At 71.6% G+C, this 21,267-nt stretch carries 24 protein-coding genes and 3 tRNA genes; 21 read left to right on the top strand and 6 right to left on the bottom strand.

The features are described 5' to 3' along the window. Positions 1–15 precede the first annotated feature (15 nt). The 4 genes from gdhA (at position 16) to ACH4TG_RS27730 (ending at position 4,102) form a co-directional block, all read left to right on the top strand. On the top strand, positions 16–1,353 hold the full coding sequence (gdhA, locus tag ACH4TG_RS27745; protein ID WP_398245254.1) for an NADP-specific glutamate dehydrogenase: 1,338 nt from the start codon (positions 16–18) through the stop codon (positions 1,351–1,353). A gap of 248 nt (positions 1,354–1,601) precedes the next feature. Beyond that, entirely contained in the window at positions 1,602–2,096 is a 495-nt protein-coding gene (locus ACH4TG_RS27740; RefSeq protein WP_398245253.1) for a hypothetical protein, read from the top strand. Between the two features lie 441 nt (positions 2,097–2,537). Then, positions 2,538–2,975: a hypothetical protein gene (locus tag ACH4TG_RS27735; protein ID WP_398245252.1), complete on the top strand. Its 438-nt coding sequence runs from the start codon at positions 2,538–2,540 to the stop codon at positions 2,973–2,975. Positions 2,976–3,130: 155 nt separating this feature from the next. Next, positions 3,131–4,102, top strand: coding sequence for an aldo/keto reductase (locus ACH4TG_RS27730; protein ID WP_398245251.1), 972 nt, complete (start codon positions 3,131–3,133; stop codon positions 4,100–4,102). A 193-nt stretch (positions 4,103–4,295) separates the two neighbouring features. Here the strand turns inward: ACH4TG_RS27730 and ACH4TG_RS27725 are convergent, their stop codons facing one another. Genes ACH4TG_RS27725 through ACH4TG_RS27715 form a run of 3 tightly spaced genes read right to left on the bottom strand, consistent with a single transcriptional unit; the run spans position 4,296 to position 6,336 of the window. Further along, complete coding sequence (locus ACH4TG_RS27725) at positions 4,296–4,955, bottom strand: NAD(P)H-binding protein (RefSeq protein WP_398245250.1); 660 nt, start codon at positions 4,953–4,955, stop codon at positions 4,296–4,298. A gap of 9 nt (positions 4,956–4,964) precedes the next feature. Continuing rightward, positions 4,965–6,212: an amidohydrolase family protein gene (locus ACH4TG_RS27720; protein ID WP_398245249.1), complete on the bottom strand. Its 1,248-nt coding sequence runs from the start codon at positions 6,210–6,212 to the stop codon at positions 4,965–4,967. Beyond that, entirely contained in the window at positions 6,193–6,336 is a 144-nt protein-coding gene (locus ACH4TG_RS27715; protein WP_398245248.1) for a hypothetical protein, read from the bottom strand. The genes ACH4TG_RS27720 and ACH4TG_RS27715 overlap by 20 nt, the downstream gene beginning before the upstream one ends. A gap of 189 nt (positions 6,337–6,525) precedes the next feature. Between ACH4TG_RS27715 and ACH4TG_RS27710 the strand changes: the two genes are divergently transcribed. From ACH4TG_RS27710 to ACH4TG_RS27675, 8 genes are all read left to right on the top strand, one after another. Continuing rightward, positions 6,526–6,598 (top strand) — tRNA-Thr (locus tag ACH4TG_RS27710). A 46-nt stretch (positions 6,599–6,644) separates the two neighbouring features. After that, positions 6,645–6,717 (top strand) — tRNA-Met (locus tag ACH4TG_RS27705). Positions 6,718–6,801: 84 nt separating this feature from the next. Beyond that, a complete protein-coding gene (rpmG, locus tag ACH4TG_RS27700; protein ID WP_004571794.1) occupies positions 6,802–6,966 on the top strand; it encodes a 50S ribosomal protein L33 in 165 nt (54 codons plus the stop codon). Between the two features lie 187 nt (positions 6,967–7,153). Beyond that, the gene (locus ACH4TG_RS27695) at positions 7,154–7,624 is read left to right on the top strand and encodes a MaoC family dehydratase N-terminal domain-containing protein (protein ID WP_398245247.1); all 471 of its coding nucleotides are present in this window, start codon (positions 7,154–7,156) and stop codon (positions 7,622–7,624) included. Further along, positions 7,624–8,052: a MaoC family dehydratase gene (locus tag ACH4TG_RS27690; RefSeq protein ID WP_398245246.1), complete on the top strand. Its 429-nt coding sequence runs from the start codon at positions 7,624–7,626 to the stop codon at positions 8,050–8,052. The genes ACH4TG_RS27695 and ACH4TG_RS27690 overlap by 1 nt, the downstream gene beginning before the upstream one ends. A 144-nt stretch (positions 8,053–8,196) precedes the next feature. Next, positions 8,197–8,751 carry a TetR/AcrR family transcriptional regulator gene (locus ACH4TG_RS27685; protein WP_398245245.1) on the top strand — a complete coding sequence of 185 codons (555 nt, stop codon included), beginning with the start codon at positions 8,197–8,199 and terminating at the stop codon, positions 8,749–8,751. A gap of 76 nt (positions 8,752–8,827) precedes the next feature. Beyond that, entirely contained in the window at positions 8,828–10,420 is a 1,593-nt protein-coding gene (locus ACH4TG_RS27680) for an MFS transporter (RefSeq protein ID WP_398245244.1), read from the top strand. A 343-nt stretch (positions 10,421–10,763) separates the two neighbouring features. After that, positions 10,764–11,819, top strand: coding sequence for a UDP-N-acetylmuramate dehydrogenase (locus tag ACH4TG_RS27675; protein ID WP_398245243.1), 1,056 nt, complete (start codon positions 10,764–10,766; stop codon positions 11,817–11,819). 68 nt (positions 11,820–11,887) lie between these two features. Here the strand turns inward: ACH4TG_RS27675 and ACH4TG_RS27670 are convergent, their stop codons facing one another. Further along, positions 11,888–12,997, bottom strand: coding sequence for an adenosine deaminase (locus ACH4TG_RS27670; protein WP_398245242.1), 1,110 nt, complete (start codon positions 12,995–12,997; stop codon positions 11,888–11,890). Positions 12,998–13,109: 112 nt separating this feature from the next. Next, positions 13,110–14,369 (bottom strand): pyridoxal phosphate-dependent aminotransferase, encoded by a 1,260-nt coding sequence (locus ACH4TG_RS27665; RefSeq protein ID WP_398245241.1) that lies wholly within the window; start codon positions 14,367–14,369, stop codon positions 13,110–13,112. A 161-nt stretch (positions 14,370–14,530) separates the two neighbouring features. Between ACH4TG_RS27665 and ACH4TG_RS27660 the strand changes: the two genes are divergently transcribed. The 4 genes from ACH4TG_RS27660 to ACH4TG_RS27645 all read left to right on the top strand — a co-directional run bounded on the left by ACH4TG_RS27660 (position 14,531) and on the right by ACH4TG_RS27645 (position 16,391). Then, positions 14,531–14,603, top strand: a tRNA-Trp gene (locus tag ACH4TG_RS27660). A 97-nt stretch (positions 14,604–14,700) separates the two neighbouring features. Continuing rightward, a complete protein-coding gene (gene secE / locus ACH4TG_RS27655; protein WP_398245240.1) occupies positions 14,701–14,991 on the top strand; it encodes a preprotein translocase subunit SecE in 291 nt (96 codons plus the stop codon). Between the two features lie 77 nt (positions 14,992–15,068). Next, positions 15,069–15,920: a transcription termination/antitermination protein NusG gene (gene nusG / locus ACH4TG_RS27650; RefSeq protein WP_398245239.1), complete on the top strand. Its 852-nt coding sequence runs from the start codon at positions 15,069–15,071 to the stop codon at positions 15,918–15,920. 297 nt (positions 15,921–16,217) lie between these two features. Beyond that, entirely contained in the window at positions 16,218–16,391 is a 174-nt protein-coding gene (locus ACH4TG_RS27645; RefSeq protein ID WP_398245238.1) for a hypothetical protein, read from the top strand. Positions 16,392–16,463: 72 nt separating this feature from the next. Here the strand turns inward: ACH4TG_RS27645 and ACH4TG_RS27640 are convergent, their stop codons facing one another. Continuing rightward, the gene (locus tag ACH4TG_RS27640; protein ID WP_398245237.1) at positions 16,464–17,258 is read right to left on the bottom strand and encodes an SGNH/GDSL hydrolase family protein; all 795 of its coding nucleotides are present in this window, start codon (positions 17,256–17,258) and stop codon (positions 16,464–16,466) included. Positions 17,259–17,450: 192 nt separating this feature from the next. Between ACH4TG_RS27640 and rplK the strand changes: the two genes are divergently transcribed. From rplK to rplL, 5 genes are all read left to right on the top strand, one after another. Continuing rightward, entirely contained in the window at positions 17,451–17,885 is a 435-nt protein-coding gene (gene rplK / locus ACH4TG_RS27635; RefSeq protein ID WP_069462611.1) for a 50S ribosomal protein L11, read from the top strand. 172 nt (positions 17,886–18,057) lie between these two features. Beyond that, positions 18,058–18,783, top strand: a complete 726-nt coding sequence (gene rplA, locus ACH4TG_RS27630) for a 50S ribosomal protein L1 (protein WP_398245236.1) — start codon at positions 18,058–18,060, stop codon at positions 18,781–18,783. A gap of 142 nt (positions 18,784–18,925) precedes the next feature. Next, positions 18,926–19,843 carry a hypothetical protein gene (locus ACH4TG_RS27625; protein ID WP_398245235.1) on the top strand — a complete coding sequence of 306 codons (918 nt, stop codon included), beginning with the start codon at positions 18,926–18,928 and terminating at the stop codon, positions 19,841–19,843. Between the two features lie 315 nt (positions 19,844–20,158). Further along, the gene (rplJ, locus tag ACH4TG_RS27620; RefSeq protein WP_398245234.1) at positions 20,159–20,689 is read left to right on the top strand and encodes a 50S ribosomal protein L10; all 531 of its coding nucleotides are present in this window, start codon (positions 20,159–20,161) and stop codon (positions 20,687–20,689) included. Positions 20,690–20,800: 111 nt separating this feature from the next. Continuing rightward, positions 20,801–21,187 (top strand): 50S ribosomal protein L7/L12, encoded by a 387-nt coding sequence (gene rplL, locus ACH4TG_RS27615; protein ID WP_398245233.1) that lies wholly within the window; start codon positions 20,801–20,803, stop codon positions 21,185–21,187. Positions 21,188–21,267 lie beyond the last annotated feature (80 nt).

Here is a 21,267-nt window from a genome sequence, read left to right as displayed (position 1 = left end):
GAAGGTACGACCCATATGCGTGTCATCGAGCCGCTGTACGCGGAAGTCCTCCGCCGCAACCAGGGGGAGAACGAGTTCCACCAGGCGGTACGGGAGGTCCTGGAGACCCTCGACCCCGTACTGGAGCAGAGGCCGGAGTTCCTGGACGCCCGGATCATCGAGCGCATCTGCGAGCCGGAGCGCCAGCTCATCTTCCGCGTGCCGTGGTCCGACGACTCCGGCGACATCCACGTCAACCGCGGCTTCCGGGTCGAGTTCAGCAGCGTGCTCGGACCGTACAAGGGCGGGCTGCGGTTCCACCCCTCGGTGAACCTGGGCATCGTGAAGTTCCTCGGCTTCGAGCAGATCTTCAAGAACGCGCTCACCGGCATGCCCATCGGCGGCGGCAAGGGCGGTGCCGACTTCGACCCGAAGGGCCGGTCCGACGCCGAGATCATGCGGTTCTGCCAGTCGTTCATGACCGAACTGCACCGCCACATCGGCGAGTACACCGACGTCCCCGCGGGTGACGTGGGTGTCGGCGGCCGGGAGATCGGCTACCTGTTCGGCCAGTACAAGCGGATCACCAACCGCTACGAGTCCGGCGTCCTGACCGGAAAGGGCGTGGTCTGGGGCGGCGCCCAGGCGCGCACCGAGGCGACCGGGTACGGCTGCGTCCTCTTCACCGCCGAGATGCTCCGCCGCAGCGGCGAGGACCTCGACGGGCAGCGCATCGCGGTCTCCGGCTCGGGCAACGTCGCGATCTACGCGATCGAGAAGGCCCAGCAGCTCGGCGCGACCGTGGTGACCTGCTCCGACTCCGACGGCTACATCGTCGACGAGAAGGGCATCGACCTCGACCTGCTCAAGGAGATCAAGGAGGTCGGCCGCGGCCGGGTCTCCGAGTACGCGGCGCGGCGCGGCCCGCACGTCACCTTCGTCCCCGGCACCGGCCTGTGGAACGTCCCCTGCGACGTCGCCCTGCCCTGCGCCACCCAGAACGAACTGCACGAGGCCGATGCGCTGGCCCTCGTCCGCAACGGCGTGAAGGCGGTCGCCGAGGGCGCCAACATGCCCACCACCCCGGAAGCCGTCCGCGTCTTCCAGGAAGCGGGCGTCGCCTTCGCCCCCGGCAAGGCGGCCAACGCCGGCGGCGTGGCCACCAGCGCCCTGGAGATGCAGCAGAACGCCTCGCGCGACTCCTGGACGTTCGCGCACACCGAGGAGCGGCTCGCGGAGATCATGCGCCACATCCACGACTCCTGCTACACCACCGCGGAGCGCTACGGCAGCCCCGGCAACTACGTGGTCGGCGCCAACATCGCCGGCTTCGAGCTGGTCGCGGACGCCATGCTCGCGCAGGGACTCATCTGATCCCTCGCTCCGCCCCGCCGGCTGCCCGGCTCCACCCCCCTCCGCAAGCGGGGCAGGAGCCGGGCAGCCGCGGTTCTGCGGCCGGTCGGGCGGATCGCGGGCGGGCCCGGCGGCGCGCCTCCGGGTCGGCGGGCGGACCGCCCGGCCGGGTCTTCCGGGCGGACGGCGGGTCCCTCGTGAGGGTGGGCAGGCGTGCCAGGAGGCGGGCTCGGGTCGCAGGACCCCTCGGGTCGTCGCACTCTGATGGCATGAGTGAGACGTCGTCACGGCAGGACCCGCCCCCGGAGCCGGCCCCGCAGGCCGCGGCGGCGACGCCGCCCGGTGTCCCCCCGCCGGGCGGCCACCACCTCACTCCGCCGCCCCGGCGCAAGTGGCCGTGGATCGTGGCGGCCCTCGCGGTGGTCATCGTGGGCGGCATCGTGGCCCTCGCGGTGGCCGCGCACCACCAGGCGACGCAGCCGGTCACCGTGAGGTACAGCGTGACCGGCAACGCCCATTCGGTGGGTATCGACTACTCCACCTGGGACAACCAGACCATCTCCACCACCAAGCTGACCGCGCCGGCACTGCCCTGGGCGAAGCAGCTGACCACCACCGGCTTCGTGCGCGGCGGCTCGCTGACCGTGACGCTGGGCGCGTCCGGCGGCACCGCGACCTGCTCGGTCACCACCAGCGAGAACAACAAGACGTACACCGCCACCGCCACCGGCCCCTTCGCGAGCGCCCAGTGCCGCGGGTTCTGACCGGCGGCGGCGACGGAACCGCCGGGTCCCGGCCACGAACGACGGGCTGACGAGGGCCGACGACGGGCTGACGAGGGGCCGACGAGGGGCTGACGACGGGCCGACGGCTGCCGATGGCGGGCGGGTGAGGGTCCGCGCAGGGCGCGCGGACGCGCACGGCACGGCCCGGCTCGCGGCGCGGCGTACGACGCGGGCCCCCCAAAGGCATGACGCGCCCCCTTCACCGCATCGCGCCCGCCCACCCTCGCCGGAATGCCACGTTCTGCGCATATTGGCGTATGGCCACGGCCACCGGGGGAGGTGCATGGTAGCCCCATCCCCCTCCGCGCCCCGCCGCGCCCCCGTCGGCGGGGCGCACCCCTGTCCAGCCGCGTGCGGGCGGCGGGGACGGGTGTCGATGGCGGGCGTCGGCCAAGCGGACCCTCCTCCTAAGGTGTGGGCATGTCGCTGAGTTACGTCAACCTCACCTCCGGCCGGACCGTCGACCTCACCGAGGTGCGGCTGAGTTCCACCTACGGCGGGTTCCTGGAGGGCTATCCCTGCCGGCGGATCAACGACATGTCGGTCAGCGGGCTGGAGCGCGGCGCGAAGGCGGCGCACCCGCACTCGCCGGTCCACCTGGTCGCGCCCGCGCGCGAGTATCCGGAAGGGGACGCGGCCCCGGGGCCCTTCGGGCCGGTCGAGGTGCTGCCGGCCGTCCGGTGCGTCGGTGTCTTCACGTCGAATCCGGTCGACCCGGACCTCGATCCGGTGCTGCACCGGTCCGGTCTCGTCGTCGCCTGGTACCAGGCGGATCCTGACGTGCCGTCGGGGGACCGGGCGGACCAGGGGCTCCGCGACGTGCCCTGGGACGAACTGGCCGAGGACTTCGAGCTGTAGCGCGGGCAAGGGCAGGCGGGCGCGGGCAAGGACGGGCGAGCGCGGGCACCGCCGGACGCCCCGCCGGACGCGGCGGCGGGCGCGTTCGGACGAGCAGGGCGGCTGCTATGTTCGGCCGGTCGGTGGTGGTGTGAGCGCTCACGCGAGGAGTCGTCATGCGGTATCGCCCGCTGGGTCGCAGCGGCCTGCAGGTGTCGGAGATCGGGTACGGGGCCTGGGGGATCGGGGAGTCCGCGTGGATCGGGGCCACCGAGGAGGAGTCGCTGCGGGCACTGCACCGCGCGCTCGACCTGGGGGTGAACCTGGTCGACACCGCGCGCGGCTACGGGGAGAGCGAGCGGATCGTCGGCCGGGTGGTGCGCGAGCGCGCCGGGCGCGGCGGCGAGGTGCTCGTCGCCACCAAGGTGCCGCCGCGCAACGGCGTCTGGCCCGCGCCGGCCGGCCTCGACCCGGCCGAGACGTTCCCCGGGTCGCACATCCGCGAGAGCCTGCAGACCAGCCTGCGGGCCAGCGGCCTCGACCACTTCGACGTGCTGCAGTTCCACGTGTGGAGCGATGACTGGGTGGGCCGCGGCGATTGGCTGGAGACCGTCGCCGACCTCAAGCAGGAGGGCCTGATCCGGCTGTTCGGGGTGTCGATCAACGACCACGAGCCGGACAACGCGCTCGCCCTGGTCCGCAGCGGCGCCGTCGACAGCGTGCAGGTCATCTACAACGTCTTCGACCAGTCGCCCGCCGACGCCCTGTTCCCCGCCTGCCAGGAGCACGGCGTGGGCGTCATCGTGCGGGTCGCCCTCGACGAGGGCGGGCTGACCGGCCGCATCACCGCCGGCACCACTTTCCCCGAAGGGGACTTCCGCAACCGCTACTTCAAGGACGACCGCCCGGCCCAGGTCGAGGCCCACGTCGACGCGCTGACCGCGGACCTGGGCATCGAAGCAGCCGAACTGCCGGAAACGGCCCTGCGGTTCGTGCTCAGCGCCCCCGCGGTCTCCACCGTGATCCCCGGCATGCGCAGCGTCCGCAACGTCGAGCGCAACGTCGCCGTCAGCGACGGCGCCGCCCTCGGCGCCGACCGCCTGGCCGTCCTCGCCAAGCACCGCTGGCAGCGCAACTTCTACCAGTGACGGCACGGGCCGCCGGCTCCCGTCAGCCGGCGGCCCGCTCCCGTCAACAGCCGCTCGCCCCCGGCATCTTGGCCGTGCCCGGAGCCACCCGGCGTCCCGCTCGCACACAACGCCTTCCGGCGTCTCGCTCGCACCCGACGCCGCCAGGCGCCCGGCGTGCGTCCCGTTTCAGGCGTCTGATGCGCGTCCCGCGTCAGCCGGCCGCCGCGCTCCGCACCGCGTCGTCGATCGCCGTGTCCCCGGTGACCAGTTCGAGCGTGGCCCCCGCGGTCCGCGGCGCGTCCAGCAGCGCCACCAGCACCGCGGCCACGTCGTCCCGCGGGACCGCGCCGCGCCCGGTGGCGGGCGCGAGCCGGACGCGGCCGGTGCCCGGCTCGTCGGTGAGGGAACCGGGCCGCAGCACCGTCCAGTCCAGCGCGGACCGCGCGCGGATCGCGTCGTCGGCGGCGCCCTTGGCCTGGAGGTAGGCGCGGAACGTCTCGTCCGGGTAGGCGGAATCGGCGTCGGCGCCCATCGAGGAGACGATGAGGAAGCGCCGCACGCCCGCGCTCTCCGCCGCGTCCGCGAGCAGCACCGCGGCGTCCCGGTCCACCGTCGTCTTGCGGGCGATGCCGCTGCCCGGGCCCGCGCCGGCCGCGAAGACCGCCGCGTCCGCGCCCCGCAGCACCGCCGCGACCTGCTCGACGGTCGCCGACTCCAGGTCGAGCGCCACGGGTTCGGCGCCCGCCGCCCTCAGGTCGTCGGCCTGGTCGGGGTTGCGGATCAGCCCGGTCGCGCTGTCCCCGCGCGCGGCGAGCAACCGCTCCAGCCGCAGTGCGATCTGTCCGTGTCCACCTGCGATCACCGTACGCATGCGGCGACGTTACGCCTCGCGGTGCGACTGGCGTGGGAGGTCGAGCGGCGTCTCACCCGCCGAGTCGCAGTACTCGCGGACGGCGCTGGTGCGCGAGACCACCCTGCCGCGGTGGATGACGATCCGGCTGTAGCCCAGCGACAGCACCGCGGCGACGCCCTCGCCGCGCACCGCGAGCAACTCGGCGGGGAAACCCGCCTCCACGCGGACGTCCGGCAGGCCGAGCGCGGCCCTGGACTGGCCGCTGATCAGGTCGTACGACCGCACCGGCCCGCAGGCACCGTGCGAGGCCAGCAGGAACGCGGCCTCCAGCGGATCGCCGCGCCCCACCGGGTTGGCGAGGTCGCCGAGCGCGCCACTGCCCGCGCACACCCGTACGCCCGCGGCCCGCAGCGTCCGCACCGGCGCGACACCGCCGCGGTCCAGCACCGCGCAGCCGCCCTGCGGCAGCGCGGCGACCGTGACGCCCGCGGCGGCCAGCCGCTCGGCGGCGGTCGCGACCAGCTGCGGCGGCAGCGCGCCCAGGCGGTGGCAGGGGCCGAGCGTGACGCCGGGCCGCATGCCGCCGGCCATGGCCGCCAGCCGGGCGAGCCGCGCCGGGTCGTCGCCCGCGGTGTGCAGGTCGACCGGGAGGCCGAACTCCGCGGCCAGCGAGAGCACCGCCTCCGCGTACCCGCTCGGGTCCGGGTCCAGGTCCGGGCAGCCGCCGGCCGCCGAGGCGCCCATCTTCAGCGCGTCGCGCAGCATCGCGTAGCCGTCGGCGCCGGCCGCCCCGGTCAGCAGCCGTGGGACGGCGACCACCTGCACGTCGACCAGGCCGCGCAGCGACCGCCGGGCGGCGAGCACCGCCTCCAGGTCCTGGAGCCCCTGGACGTCGCCGATCCGCACATGGGAGCGGATCGCGGTGGCGCCGTGGCCGAGTTGGAGCAGGGCCGCCTCGACCGCCCGGCGCTGCACGTCCTCGGGGTCGCCCGGTGGCGGACCGCCCGCGGTCAGCGCCAGGTCGAGGTGGGCGTGCGGCTCGGCGGGGGCCGGCAGCAGCAGATAGCCGCGCAGGTCGATCCGCGTGCTCTCGGGGCCGCGGCCGGTCCGGCCCGGGGCCGGCGCCAGGCTGCCGGCGGTGCCGACGGCCTCGATCCGGGGGCCGCTCAGCCGCACGTCGACGGTCCGGCCGTCGACGAGCCTGGCCCCGCACAGCAGTACGGTGGCCGTCTCCTCAGCGGTCTCGTGACGGCTGTCACGGGGGCTGTCGGTCATCGCGCTCCTCCGGTGCGGGCAGGCGGGCGACGGGGGCGACGCGGACGGCGCGGGGGCCGCCGGTGTCGTCGGTGTCGTCGGTGTCTTCGGTACGGAAGCGGGCGTCGTGCGGAGGCAAGATCACGCGAGTCGAGCCTAGGGCGCGGTGCTGCCACTGCCCGGTACGACCCGAAGTGTGCGGATTAGTCGTACCGCGCGTCCCGGTGAACGGGGGGTCGGGCGCGGCCGCCGACGGCTGTCCGAGGGGCCCGATCTGCCCTGCCGGATACGGATTTCACGTATGGCTGCGGAGCGTGTAATGTCTTCCTCGCTCGCCCCAATAGCTCAGTCGGTAGAGCGTCTCCATGGTAAGGAGAAGGTCTACGGTTCGATTCCGTATTGGGGCTCTGGTGGATCGGTTCCCCGTCGTCACGGCGGGGGCCAGTTCATCGCAGCGGCGTAGCTCAGTCGGTAGAGCAAGCGGCTCATAATCGCTGTGTCACCGGTTCAAGTCCGGTCGCCGCTACTCTCCGTAGCCGATTGCGGGTTCGGTCCCTCGGTCGGCTACTATTCCTGTGTTCATTACACCCGTTCGTCAAGGAGCACTCACGTGGCCGCCACCGACGTCCGCCCGAAGATCACGCTGGCCTGCGTGGAGTGCAAGGAGCGGAACTACATCACCAAGAAGAACCGGCGTAACGACCCGGACCGCCTGGAGATGAAGAAGCACTGCCCGCGTTGCAACGCGCACACTGCGCACCGCGAGACGCGCTGACGCTCCGTATCCACGCTGCCGCAGTACGCCGGAACCGGCGACCGTGATCGCCACGGCTGCCTTCGACGTACGCGCCAGGCCGTAGCTCAACCGCGAGGCCGTTCCCGTGTCAAGTCACCGGGGGCGGCCTCGCGGCGTGCTGCGGCCGTACCTTTTTCCTGGCGACGTTTCGCAACCGGAGGTGCCGATGGCCCTGGACCAGTCCTTCGTCGGGCGCAGTTATCCGCCCACCGCCGCGTATGAGGTGGGGCGGGAGAAGATCCGCGAGTTCGCCGAGGCGATCGGTGACGAGAACCCGGTCTACACCGACCCGGAGGCGGCCAAGGCGCTCGGCCACCCCGATGTCATCGCGCCGCCGACGTTCCCGTTCGCGATCACGTTCAAGGCGGCCGGCCTCGTCGTGCAGGATCCCGAACTCGGACTGGACTACAGCCGGGTGGTGCACGGCGACCAGAAGTTCGCCTACACCCGCCCGGTGCGGGCCGGTGACCGGCTGACCGTCACCTCGACCATCGAGGCGATCAAGTCCCTTGCGGGCAACGACATCCTGGACGTCCGGGGCGAGGTCCACGACGAGTCGGGCGAGCACGTGGTGACGGCCTGGACGAAGCTGGTCGCGCGCGCCGCGGACACCGGCACCGAGAACGGGGAGGCGTGATGGCGGCGACGGTCGCGTACGACGACGTCGAGGTCGGCACCGAGCTGCCGGCGCAGACGTTCCCGGTGACCCGGGCGACGCTGGTCCGCTACGCGGGCGCGTCCGGCGACTTCAACCCCATCCACTGGAACGAGAAGTTCGCCCGCGAGGTCGGCCTGCCCGACGTGATCGCGCACGGCATGTTCACCATGGCCTCCGCCGCCCGCGTGGTGACGGACTGGGCCGGTGACCCGGGTGCGGTCGTGGAGTACGGGGTGCGGTTCACCAAGCCGGTCGTCGTGCCGAACGACGACCAGGGCACGGTGGTCGAGGTGTCCGCGAAGGTCGCCGCCAAGCTCGACGACCACCAGGTCCGGGTCGACCTGACCGCGATGTGCGCCGGGCAGAAGGTGCTCGGCATGGCCCGCGCCGTCGTCCGCCTGGCCTGACCGCCGCCACAGCGCGAGGTAACGCGAGAAAACGCGAGGTAAGGGGCGTCCCACTCAGGAGGGGCGCCCCTTACGCGTCGGTGTTCGCGACCACGTCACGCTCCCGGCTTGACTAGGTAGTGATTGGCCACTAACTTAGAGCCCATGGTCAGGATGAGTGCAGCGGAGCGACGTGAGAGCGTCATCCGTGCGGCGATGAGCGAGTTCGCCCACGGCGGGTACAACGGCACCTCCACCGAGGCGATCGCCCGCCGGGTCGGCGTCTCCCAGCCGTACCTCTTCCGGCTCTTCCCGAACAAGCAGGCCATCTTCCTGGCGGCGGCGCAGTACTGCATCGCCACCACCCGTGAGGTCTTCGCCGAGGCGGCCAAGGACCTGCCCGTGGAGGAGCGGCTGCCCGCCATGGCCAAGGCCTATCAGAAGCTGATCCACGACGACCCCGAGCGGCTGCTGATGCAGATGCAGACCTATGTCGCGGTGGCCGCGGCCGAGGCCGACGGGGACCGCGAGTTCGGCGAGGTGGTGCGCCGCTCCTGGCAGGAGCTGTGGGACAGCGTGCACCTGGCGCTCGGCGCCGACGTGGACGAGACGACGACGTTCCTGGCGTACGGGATGCTCGTCAACACCCTGGTGAGCCTGGGGTTTCCGGCCGGTCACCGCAACTGGGAGGGGTTCTACGAGACTGCGCGGCCCGAGTAGGTCGCGCGCCCGTCCCCGTGCGGGCTTTTTTCATGATCGTGAAAGTTAGTCATCAATAACTAACTCAGGGGAAACGATGAAGAAGCAAGCAGCACGACGGCCCGGTTCCGCCGGCTGGGCCCTTGCCATCACCAGCGTCGCCGGGTTCATGGCGGCTCTCGACAACCTCGTCGTCACCACCGCCCTCCCGTCGATCCGCAAGGACCTGGGCGGCGCGCTGTCGGACCTGGAATGGACCGTCAACGCGTACACCCTCACCTTCGCCGTCCTGCTGATGTTCGGCGCGGCCCTCGGCGACCGGTTCGGCCGCCGCCGGCTCTTCGTCACCGGCCTGACGATCTTCACCGGCGCCTCCGCGGCCGCCGCGCTGGCGCCCGGCATCAACGAGCTGATCGCCGCCCGCGCGGTGCAGGGCGTCGGCGCCGCGATCATGATGCCGCTGACCCTCACCCTGCTCAGCGCGGCCGTGCCCGCAGAGCGCCGCGGCGCGGCCATCGGGATCTGGGGCGCCGCCACCGGACTGGCGGTGGCCAGCGGACCGCTCATCGGCGGCAGCCTCACCCAGCACATGTCCTGGCAGTGGATCTTCTGGCTGAACGTGCCGCTGGGCATCGCCCTCATCCCGCTCGCCCGGTTCCGGCTCGCCGAGTCCACCGCACCCGGCGCCCGCCTCGACGGCCGCGGCACCACGCTCATCAGCCTCGGCCTGTTCGGCATCGTCTTCGCCCTGGTCAACGCGTCCGACCACGGGTGGACCAGCGGCCGTGTGCTCTCCGGGCTGATCGGCGGCGCGATCCTCGTCGCCGCGTTCGTCCGCCACGGGATCGTGGCCGAGCGGCCCATGCTGCCGATGCGGCTGTTCCGCGGACGGGCGTTCGCCGGCATCAACGTGGCCAGCATGCTGATGTTCACCGGCATGTTCGGCTCGATCTTCCTGCTCAGCCAGTTCCTGCAGAACGTCATCGGCTATTCGCCCACCGAGGCGGGCCTGCGGATGCTGCCGTGGACCGGCATGCCCATGATCGTGGCGCCCATCGCCGGCTACCTGTCCGACCGGATCGGCGGCCGCCCGGTCGTCGCGGCGGGACTGGCCCTGCAGGCCATCGGCCTCGGCTGGTTCGCGCTGATCCTTTCCCCCACCGTCTCCTACTCGGCCCAGCTGCCGGCGCTGATCATCAGCGGCACGGGCATGGCGCTGTTCATCGCACCGGCCGCGAACCTCGTCCTGTCCAGCGTCCGCACCTCCGAGCAGGGCATCGCGTCCGGGGCGAACAACGCGCTGCGGGAGATCGGCGGAGCGCTGGGCATCGCCGTCCTCGGCTCGATCTTCTCCGCGAACGGCGGGTACGGGTCTCCGGCCCGCTTCGTCTCCGGCCTGACGCCCGCGCTCTGGGTGGGGGCCGGGATCCTGGGGGTGGCGGTGGTGGCCGCTCTGCTGCTTCCCACGAGGCGTCAGGTGAACGCTCTCCGTGCGGAGGGCTCGGCTGCGGAGTCCTCTGCCACTCTCCACGCCGAGGGCTCGGCCGAGGGGTCCTCTGCCACTCTCCACGCCGAGGGCTCGGCCGAGGGTTCTGCGTCCACCCTCCGCGAGGCCGGCTCGGCCGGTACCTCTTCTCCCACCCGCCCGCCCGTTGAACCAGTTCGTCAGGTGAACGCCTCTCGTGGGTGAGCCGGGGCCGCCGGGCCGGCGACTCCTCGGAACTGTGCGTGCACCCTGTCCGCCACGGCGGCCGGGTGCATGCACAGTTCCTGCGGGGACACCGCCCCACCGTCCCCTCCCTCTCGTCGGCGGCTGACGGCCGGTGGGGGGTAAAGGGGCCTTCCCGGGTAACCCGGGAGTACTTCCTCACCCCCTCCGGCCTCCAGCCGCCGACCCCCCACCGGAAACGTCCAGCTGGCGGACTGGTTCAACGGGTGGGCGGGTGGGAGAAGGAAGAGGAGGGGGTGGGAGGAAGCGGAGGGAGCTCGCTCCTGCGCGAGGGCGCAACCCTGGACCCGGACATAATGAAGCGGTGCACGTTATGGAGAACGCCCCCCTCGCCCCGCTGACCACCTTCCGCGTGGGCGGCCCCGCGACCCGCCTCGTGACAGCCCGCACGGACGCGGAACTGGTCGAGGCCGTGCGCGCGGCGGACGCCCGCAGCGAGCCCGTCCTGCTGATCGGCGGCGGCAGCAACCTGCTGATCGCCGACGGGGGCTTCGACGGCACCGCCATCCGCATCGCCACGCAGGGCGTCGCCCTGGACGGCACGCGGCTGGAGCTCGCCGCGGGGGAGACCTGGACGGACGCCGTGGCGGCCACCGTGCGGGCCGGTCTGGCCGGGATCGAGTGCCTGGCGGGCATCCCCGGGTCGGCCGGGGCCACCCCGATCCAGAACGTGGGCGCCTACGGCCAGGAGGTGTCGAGCACGATCACCGAGGTCGTCGCCTACGACCGGCAGCGCGGCGAGACGGTGGTGCTGGCCAACGAGGACTGCGGCTTCGGCTACCGGCACAGCCGCTTCAAGGCCGACCCGGCCCGGCACGTGGTGCTGCGGGTGCGGTTCGCGCTGGAGGACGCGGGCGGGCTGTCCGCGCCGGTGAAGTACCCGGAGACGGCGCGCGCCCTCGGCGTGGAGGCCGGCGACCGGGTGCCGCTGTCCAAGGCGCGGGAGACGGTGCTGGCGCTGCGCGCGGCCAAGGGCATGGTGCTGGACGAGGGCGACCACGACACCTGGTCGGCCGGCTCGTTCTTCACCAACCCGGTGCTGGGCGCCGCGGACTACGCCGCGTTCCTGGAGCGGGCCCACGCCCGGCTGGGCGCGGACGTCACCCCGCCGGCGTACCCGGACGGCACCGACCGCACGAAGCTGTCGGCGGCCTGGCTGATCGACAAGGCGGGCTTCACCAAGGGCTACGGCACCGGCCCGGCCCGGCTGTCCGGCAAGCACACGCTGGCGCTCACCAACCGCGGCGACGCGACCGCGCAGGACCTGCTGGCGCTCGCCCGCGAGGTGCGCGACGGCGTCCACGCCGCCTTCGGGGTGACCCTGGTCAACGAGCCGGTGACGGTGGGCGTCGCGCTCTGACCCGCGGCCCGGAAGGGCCCTGAACCACCGCCCGGGCCGGCCCGCACCCGCCCGCTCCCGGCCGGCGCTCAGCCGGCCTTGGGCACCCTCGGGGGCGCCTGGCCCGGCACCCCGCCCCGCGCCTCGCCCGGCGCCGGGGCGTCCGGCGGGGCCGCCAGCCACGCGTCGATGCCGGACAGCAGCTGCTCGCGCACGTCCTGCGGCGCCCGGGAGGCCCGTACCGACTGGCGGGCCAGTTCGGCCAGCTCGGCGTCGGTGAAGCCGTGCACCTCGCGGGCGATGTCGTACTGGGCGGCCAGCCGGGAACCGAACAGCAGCGGGTCGTCGGCGCCCAGCGCCATCGGCACGCCGGCCTCGAACATCATCCGAAGGGGGACATCCTCGGCCTTCTGGTAGACGCCGAGAGCGACGTTGGAGGCCGGGCAGACCTCGCAGGTGACGCCGGAGTCGGCGAGCCGGCGCAGCAGCACCGGGTCCTCGGCGGCCCGCACGCCGTGGCCGACGCGCTGCGCGTGCAGGTCGTCCAGGCAGTCGCGGACGCTGGACGGCCCGGCCAGCTCCCCGCCGTGCGGGACGGCCAGCAGGCCGCCGTCCCGGGCGATGGCGAAGGCGCGGTCGAAGTCCCGTGCCAGGCCCCGTCGTTCGTCGTTGGACAGGCCGAAGCCGATCACTCCGCGGTCGGCGTAGCGGACCGCGAGCCGGGCCAGGGTGCGGGCGTCCAGCGGGTGCTTCATGCGGTTGGCCGCGATGATCACGGCCATCCCCACGCCGGTGTCCCGGGAGGCGGCGTGCACGGCGTCGAGGATGATCTCGATGGTCGGGATCAGACCGCCGAGCCGCGGCGCGTACGAGGTCGGGTCGACCTGGATCTCCAGCCAGCCCGAGCCGTCCCTGGCCTCCTCCTCGGCGGCCTCGCGGACCAGCCGCTGGATGTCCTCGGGGGTGCGCAGGCACGAGCGGGCGATGTCGTACAGCCGCTGGAAGCGGAACCAGCCGCGCTCGTCGGTGGCGCTGAGCTTCGGCGGTTCCCCCGAGGTCAGCGCCTCGGGCAGCCGGACGCCCTCGCGGTCGGCCAGTTCCAGCAGGGTGGCCGGCCGCATGGACCCGGTGAAGTGCAGGTGCAGGTGTGCTTTGGGAAGGCGCCGGACTTCCCGGGCCGTAGGTGCCTCGCGTTCCATCCCAAGATCCTGCTCCACGGAAGCCCCCGCCCGGAACCACTTTCTCCGAACGGGGGCCCGCCCGAAAACGGGAACGGGCCGTGACCGGCCCGTCAGGCCGCGCTCGGCGGCCTCAGTCGGAGGCCTCGCCGAGCAGCTTCTGCAGGCGGGAGACGCCCTCGACCAGGTCCTCGTCGCCCAGCGCGTACGACAGCCGCAGGTAGCCGGGTGTGCCGAACGCCTCACCGGGCACGACCGCGACCTCGGCCTCGTCCAGGATGAGCGCGGCCAGCTCGCTCGACGTCGCCGGGCGCTTGCCGCGGATCTCCTTGCCGAGCAGCGCCTTCACCGACGGGTAGGCGTAGAAAGCGCCCTCGGGGACCGGGCAGACGACGCCGTCGATCTCGTTGAGCATCCGCACGATGGTCTGCCGGCGGCGGTCGAACGCGGCGCGCATCTCGGCCACGGCCGACAGGTCGCCGGTGACCGCGGCCAGCGCGGCGACCTGGGCGACGTTGGAGACGTTGGAGGTGGCGTGCGACTGCAGGTTCGTCGCGGCCTTGACCACGTCCTTCGGGCCGACGATCCACCCGACACGCCAGCCGGTCATGGCGTACGTCTTCGCCACGCCGTTGACGACGATGCACTTGTCGCGCAGCTCGGGCACGATCGCCGGCAGCGAGGTGAACTTCGCGTCGCCGTACACCAGGTGCTCGTAGATCTCGTCGGTGAGCACCCACAGGCCGTGCTCGACCGCCCAGCGGCCGATCGCCTCGGAGTCGGCCTCGCTGTAGACGGCGCCGGTGGGGTTGGACGGCGAGACGAACAGCACCACCTTGGTGCGCTCGGTGCGGGCCGCCTCCAGCTGGTCGACGGACACCCGGTAGCCGGTGGTCTCGTCGGCGACGACCTCGACCGGGACGCCGCCCGCGAGCCGGATCGACTCCGGGTACGTGGTCCAGTACGGCGCGGGCACGATGACCTCGTCGCCCGGGTCCAGGATGGCGGCGAACGCCTCGTAGATGGCCTGCTTGCCGCCGTTGGTGACCAGCACCTGGGAGGCGTCGACCTCGTAGCCGGAGTCGCGGAGCGTCTTGGCGGCGATCGCGGCCTTCAGCTCCGGCAGGCCGCCGGCCGGGGTGTAGCGGTGGTACTTCGGGTTGCGGCACGCCTCGACCGCGGCCTCGACGATGTAGTCGGGCGTGGCGAAGTCGGGCTCACCGGCACCGAAGCCGATGACCGGGCGCCCGGCGGCCTTGAGGGCCTTGGCCTTGGCGTCCACGGCGAGGGTCGCGGACTCGGAGATCGCCCCGATGCGGGCGGAGATCCGCCGCTCGGTCGGCGACGAGGCCGGAGGTTGTGCGGGGGTGGCTGCGGGAGTAGCTGCGCTCATGTCTGCATGATCCCAGACCCCGCGGACCCCTGGCACGGGACTTTGCGGACCTCGTTCGAGCTCATCGCGAGCAAGGCGTTCGACCTGGAGCGTCTGAGCACGTACACTCATCCGTCGATGGCCCTCAAGGCAGCCGCACTGCGGTACGTTGGGGGAGTCGAAGGGTCGTAGCTCAATTGGTAGAGCACTGGTCTCCAAAACCAGCGGTTGGGGGTTCAAGTCCCTCCGGCCCTGCTCCACACGTCCAGGAACGAGGGCGTGGGCAGGATAAGCACTCGCCGTACCGCGCGACGGGCGCGGCATGGCCACGACCGGAGTCAGGTGAGGACGAGTGACCGAGATCACGGACTCCATCGACGTCCCTGAGCCTGGCACGACTCAGGATGACGAGACCGAGAAGAAGCCCCGCCGCGGTGGCAAGCGCGGCAAGAAGGGGCCTTTCGGTCGTCTCGCTCTCTTCTACCGCCAGATCGTGGCGGAGCTGCGGAAGGTCGTCTGGCCGACCCGCAATGACCTGATGACGTACACCACTGTGGTGATTGTCTTCGTTGTGGTCATCATCGCCTTCGTCAGCGTGGTTGACTGGGGATTCTCGAAGCTCGTCTCGTACGTCTTCGGCTGATCCCCGCGGGGGGCGCCCGCCGTCGCTGGCGCCCACCCGTACGAACCACCCTCTGAAGTCAGGAAGAAGCAGTCACCGTGTCTGACCCGAACGTGTACGACGGCGCCGCCACCGACGAGTCCGCCGAAGGCGAGGACACCGTTCTCGACGCGGCCGCCGCTGCGGACGACGAGGTCGAGGCCGCCGAGCACGACGAGGCCGCGGAGGCGGTGGACGCGGTGGAGGCCGCGGAAGCCTCCGACGAGGAGGTTTCCGACGAGGAGGTCTCCGAGGAGGAGGTCTCTGAGGAGGCCGGTGACGGCGAGGCCGCCGAGCCGGTCGACGCGGTGGCCGCGTTCCGCGAGGAGCTGCGCACCCTGCCCGGCGAGTGGTACGTCATCCACACCTACGCCGGCTACGAGAACCGCGTGAAGTCCAACCTGGAGCAGCGCGCCGTCTCGCTCAACGTCGAGGACTACATCTACCAGGCCGAGGTGCCGCAGGAAGAGGTCGTCCAGATCAAGAACGGCGACCGCAAGACGATCCGGCAGAACAAGCTCCCCGGCTACGTGCTGGTGCGCATGGACCTGACGAACGAGTCGTGGGGCGTCGTCCGCAACACCCCCGGTGTGACCGGCTTCGTGGGCAACGCCTACGACCCGTACCCGCTGACGCTGGACGAGATCGTCAAGATGCTCGCCCCCGAGGTCGAGGCCGCCGCCGAGGCCGCGGCGATCGCCGAGGGCACCGCCCAGCCGCGCAAGGTCGAGGTCCAGGTCCTGGACTTCGAGGTCGGCGACTCCGTGACCGTCACCGACGGCCCCTTCGCCACCCTCCAGGCCACGATCAACGAGATCAACGCCGACTCCAAGAAGGTCAAGGGCCTCGTCGAGATCTTCGGCCGCGAGACCCCGGTCGAGCTCAGCTTCGACCAGATCCAGAAGAACTAGCTTTTCGATCACCGTCAGGGCCCCTGACCAGCGGTTTCCCGTTGGGCAGGGGCCCTGACGCGTTCCAGGGACCGTTTCTCGGGCCGGTCAGCCGCGATCTCAGGACGCTGCGCCGCCAACCCCGCCGCCACGGCAACGCGTCACGCCTGTCTCCAGCCCGCCGCCGTCATCGCCCAGGGTTTCCCCGACCTCCGCGATGGCGCCAACCTCGGCCTGCGCGGCGCCTAGCGCGACAGACGGCTGTGTCGTACCCGGCGCCTAGGGTCAGGGGAGTTGGGGGCTGGGGGAGGGGTGGCGATGGAGTGGGAAGGGCTGCTGGCGCGGTACGCGTGCGCCGTGTCGTTCGCGCTGATGGAGCGGACCATGGGGGTCGGGTTCGATCCGGTGTGGCTGCGGACGCCCGTCCGGACCGTGGGCCTTCGCGCCCCCGGGGTGCTGTTTCCGGATGCGGATGCGGCCTGGGAGATGTGACAGGGGGTGCCGGGGCCCGGTGAGGCGGGCGACGGCACCCCCTTCAGGTGGAGCGAGGAGAGGGGTGGGGGGTCAGGCCTTCGAGTTGAAGACGGGGTAGTAGCCGGCCGAGTGGCCGGTGGCGGTGGGGTGGTAGGACTCCCAGCTCGGCGAGATGACCAGCGAGTGCAGGTAGTCGTCGCCGGAGCAGAGCTCGTGGCCCTTGAAGGTGCTGCGCACGTCGCCGAAGACGAAGCCGTGCGCGGCCGCCACGGACGCCGTGGTGGTGTCGATCAGGTCCGCGGCCTCGTCGATCTTCTGGTGCTTGGTGGCGCTCATGCCGATGCAGAAGACGTTCAGGGTGTACATGTCCGGGTAGCCCAGGACGACCACCTTGGCGTTGGGCGCCTTGGCGCGGATCGCGTTGTACACCGCGTCCAGCCGGCCCGGCAGGGTGTTGCGGACGTACGTCTCGGCCGTGTTGACCCGGCTGACGCACGTGCTGTCGGACCCGGTCACGCAGGTGGTCATGACGTCGGAGAAGCCCGCGTCATTGCCGCCGATGGTGATCGAGACCAGGCCGGTCGAGGAGTTCAGCGGGCCGAGCTGGCTGTTCGTCACGTCGGTGGTCACCGCGCCGGAGCACGCGGTGTCACTGAAGGACGAGGGGGAGTGCGCGTTCTTCCACAGGTAGGGGTACGCGCTCAGACTGCGGTGGCAGTTTCCGCTCGCGCTGTCGTAGTTCCCCGCGCCGTTGCCGGCCGAGTACGAGTCCCCCAGCGCCACGTACGAAGGTCCGGCGGCGTTGGCCGGACCCGCGATGACCACGCCGAACACGACGGCGAGGAGCAGCGTGGCGAAGGCTGCTAACGACTTGGTCAGTCTCACGGAACCTCCATGGCAGGAATGCTGGCTACCGATTAGTAGCAAGCGGAACCCGGCCATGGGAAGTGTTCATGTCAAAGATTCTTCCCGCGTAGACCCGACGTTCATTAGGAGCACGGGGCAATACCCGTTATCGTGGTGCGGTATGCCTGCTCGCAGGTATGGAAACTCTCAACAAGACCCGGAGAGAGAGCAATGCCTCCCAAGAAGAAGAAGGTCACGGGGCTGATCAAGCTCCAGATCAACGCTGGTGCGGCCAACCCGGCCCCGCCGGTCGGCCCCGCGCTGGGCCAGCACGGCGTGAACATCATGGAGTTCTGCAAGGCCTACAACGCGGCCACCGAGTCGCAGCGCGGCATGGTGATCCCGGTGGAGATCACGGTCTACGAGGACCGTACCTTCACGTTCATCACCAAGACCCCGCCGGCCGCGAAGCTCATCCTGAAGGCCGCGGGCGTGGACAAGGGCTCCGGCGAGCCCCACAAGACCAAGGTCGCCAAGCTGACGCGCGACCAGGTCCGGGAGATCGCCACCACCAAGCTCCCCGACCTCAACGCCAACGACCTGGACGCCGCGGAGAAGATCATCGCGGGTACGGCTCGTTCGATGGGCATCACGGTCGAGGGCTGACGCCCGAGCTCGCGCAGTGGCCGGCCGAGGTACGAGGCCGTCCGCGGAGCGAGTGAGCAGGAAGCCCGAGCGACAAGCCCGAGGGCTGACGCCCTCACCCCTGTAGGACCAGCACCTGTGGCAGGGCCTGCTCGGCCCGACACCACGACTCCAGAGAAACGTAGGAGCAGCAGTGAGCAAGCGCAGCAAGTCTCTCCGCGCTGCGGACGCCAAGATCGACCAGGAGCGCCTGTACGGGCCCCTGGAGGCCGTCCGTCTCGCCAAGGAGACCGCGACCACCAAGTTCGACTCGACCGTCGAGGTCGCCTTCCGCCTGGGTGTCGACCCGCGCAAGGCCGACCAGATGGTGCGCGGCACCGTGAACCTTCCGCACGGCACCGGCAAGACCGCCCGGGTCCTGGTCTTCGCGACCGGTGACCGTGCAGCGGCCGCGGAAGCCGCGGGAGCCGACATCGTCGGCTCCGACGAACTGATCGACGAGGTGGCGAAGGGCCGGCTGGACTTCGACGCCGTCGTCGCCACCCCGGACCTGATGGGCAAGGTCGGCCGCCTGGGCCGCGTGCTCGGTCCCCGTGGCCTCATGCCGAACCCGAAGACCGGCACCGTGACGCCCGACGTGGCGAAGGCGGTCACGGACATCAAGGGCGGCAAGATCGAGTTCCGCGTCGACAAGCACTCGAACCTGCACTTCATCATCGGCAAGGTGTCGTTCGACGACACCAAGCTGGTGGAGAACTACGCGGCGGCCCTGGACGAGATCCTGCGTCTCAAGCCGTCCGCGGCCAAGGGCCGTTACGTGAAGAAGGCCGCGGTCTCCACCACCATGGGCCCCGGCATCCAGGTCGACCCGAACCGCACCCGCAACCTCCTCGTCGAGGAGGACCCGGCGTCCGTCTGACGCCCGCGGTCCGCAGCGTTCCCGCGGCGCCCCATCCCCTGGTCGGTCCGGGGGGTGGGGCGCCGCCGCGTTGTCCGGGGCGTGCGCTAGTGTTCCGCTGCTTCGGGAGGCAGCGGGCCTCCCGCGCGTTGGGGGGGAACCCATGCGTACCGTCCGAGCCGCCGCGTCCGCGGCGGCCGCCGCCGTCCTGCTGTCCCTGGCCGCCTGCGGGCCGCTGGGCACCTCGGCCTCGTCCGGCAGCGCCACGGTCCCGCCGCGCTCGCCTGCCGCCGCGCCCGCCCGGACCTCCACGGCCCAGGCCGTCCAGGCGCTGGACCTGGTGCAGAAGCAGACGGATCACCTGCACTCGGTCAGCGCCGAGGAGACCCTCAGCATCGGTGACCGGATCTCCGCGAAGGCCCGGGTGCGTCTGGCGTGGGGGTCCGGCGGGCCGCTCGGCACGATGACGATGACGTTCACCGGCGGCCGGCAGATCCAGACGCTGCGCAGCCTCGGCATGTCGGCCACGATGGAGGCCCGGTACCTGCCGGACGGGGTGTACACCCACCTCAGCGGGGCTCAGGTGGGCGCCGCCGGCGGCAAGCACTGGGCGAAGTTCACCTACGCCGAAATGGGCATGCTCGCGGGCGACACCCCGGACTTCGGCAAGGACTTCTTCCAGAGCAACAACCCCGTGCGGTCCGTCGACCTGCTGCTGTCCGCCGGCGACCTGCGCGAGGTGGGGCGGGAGACGGTGCGGGGCGTCGCGGCCACGCACTACACCGGCACCCTGGACGTCGCCGCGCTGACATCGATGCGGGCGCCGCACCTGAGCGCGTCGCAACTGGCCGCGGAGAAGCGGGCGCTGCAGGCGCAGGGTGTCACGACCGAGACGCTCGACCTGTGGGTGTCCGCGGACCACCTTCCGCTCAAGGTGCACAAGACCGAGCGGACCGGCAAGGGCCTGGAGACCGGCACGATCTACTACACGGCCTTCGGCGTCCCCGTCCGCGTCCAGGCGCCGCCGGCTTCCGACACCATGGGCGTCGCGGGACTGCGGCCTCAGGCGACCCGCGCCTGAGCACCCGCTTGGGCCCGCTGCCCCGGCCCGCCCCGCCTCCGCGGCGGAGGCGATTTGCTCCGCGGGCAGCGGGTCCCGTACGCTCTGCGGGAAGCCAAAGACCGCTGGTTGTCGTCGTGCCCCTCAGGGGGTGGGACGGCCGAAGGATCCGCTGGATGCGGACGGCCCGCGCAGGTGACGTTGGATCGTACTCCGGGAGCGTTCGCGCGACCGTCGAGTCACGCCCCGTGCGCCTGCGCCCGGGGCGTTTGTCGTTCGAAGTCCCCTCCTTCACAGCCGGGCGGTCCGCAATCACCCGGAAGGAGGCCGAGACTCATGGCGAGGCCTGACAAGGCTGCCGCGGTTGCCGAGTTGACGGACCAGTTCCGCTCCTCGAACGCCGCTGTGCTGACCGAGTACCGCGGTCTCACCGTGGCGCAGCTCAAGACGCTGCGCCGTTCGCTCGGTGAGAACGCCACGTACGCCGTGGTGAAGAACACGCTGACCAAGATCGCGGCCAACGAGGCCGGGATCAACCTGCTCGACGACCTGTTCGCGGGTCCGTCGGCCGTCGCCTTCGTGACCGGTGACCCGGTCGAGGCGGCGAAGGGTCTGCGCGACTTCGCCAAGGACAACCCCGCTCTCGTCATCAAGGGCGGTGTCCTTGACGGCAAGGCGCTGTCCGCCGACGAGATCAAGAAGCTTGCGGACCTCGAGTCCCGCGAGGTTCTGCTCGCCAAGCTGGCGGGCGCCATGAAGGGCAAGCAGTCCCAGGCTGCCGCGCTCTTCCAGGCGCTTCCGTCGAAGTTCGTCCGCACCGCGGATGCGCTTCGCGCCAAGAAGGCCGAGCAGGGCGGTGCCGAGTAATTCGGCTCGCACTCTGACCACCGCCTGACCTAGCAGGCACCGGTCACGCGGGCCGACTGCCCGCCTACATGTACATCCGGCACCAGCCGAATTAGTGGAAGGACCGCCACCATGGCGAAGCTCAGCCAGGACGACCTGCTCGCGCAGTTCGAGGAGATGACCCTCATCGAGCTCTCCGAGTTCGTGAAGGCGTTCGAGGACAAGTTCGAGGTCACCGCGGCCGTCGCCGCCGCCGCCCCCGCCGCGGGTGGCGCGGGTGCCGCCGCCGCCGAGGCCCCCGAGGAGAAGGACGAGTTCGACGTCATCCTCACCGGCGCCGGCGAGAAGAAGATCCAGGTCATCAAGGTCGTGCGTGAGCTGACCTCGCTGGGTCTGAAGGAGGCCAAGGACCTCGTGGACGGCGCTCCGAAGCCGGTCCTGGAGAAGGCCAACAAGGAGGCCGCGGACAAGGCCAAGGAGGCCCTCGAGGGCGCCGGCGCCTCGGTCGAGGTCAAGTAACACCACCGGGGAGCGGCTGCTCCACCCGCCCGAGGGCGGCCACCCGAACGGGTGGCCGCCCTCGGGCGTTTTCGATCTCC

This window comes from Streptomyces sp. NPDC020917 (genome assembly GCF_044333795.1).
Taxonomy (GTDB): domain Bacteria; phylum Actinomycetota; class Actinomycetes; order Streptomycetales; family Streptomycetaceae; genus Actinacidiphila.
This window is presented reverse-complemented; position numbering and strand designations above follow the sequence as displayed.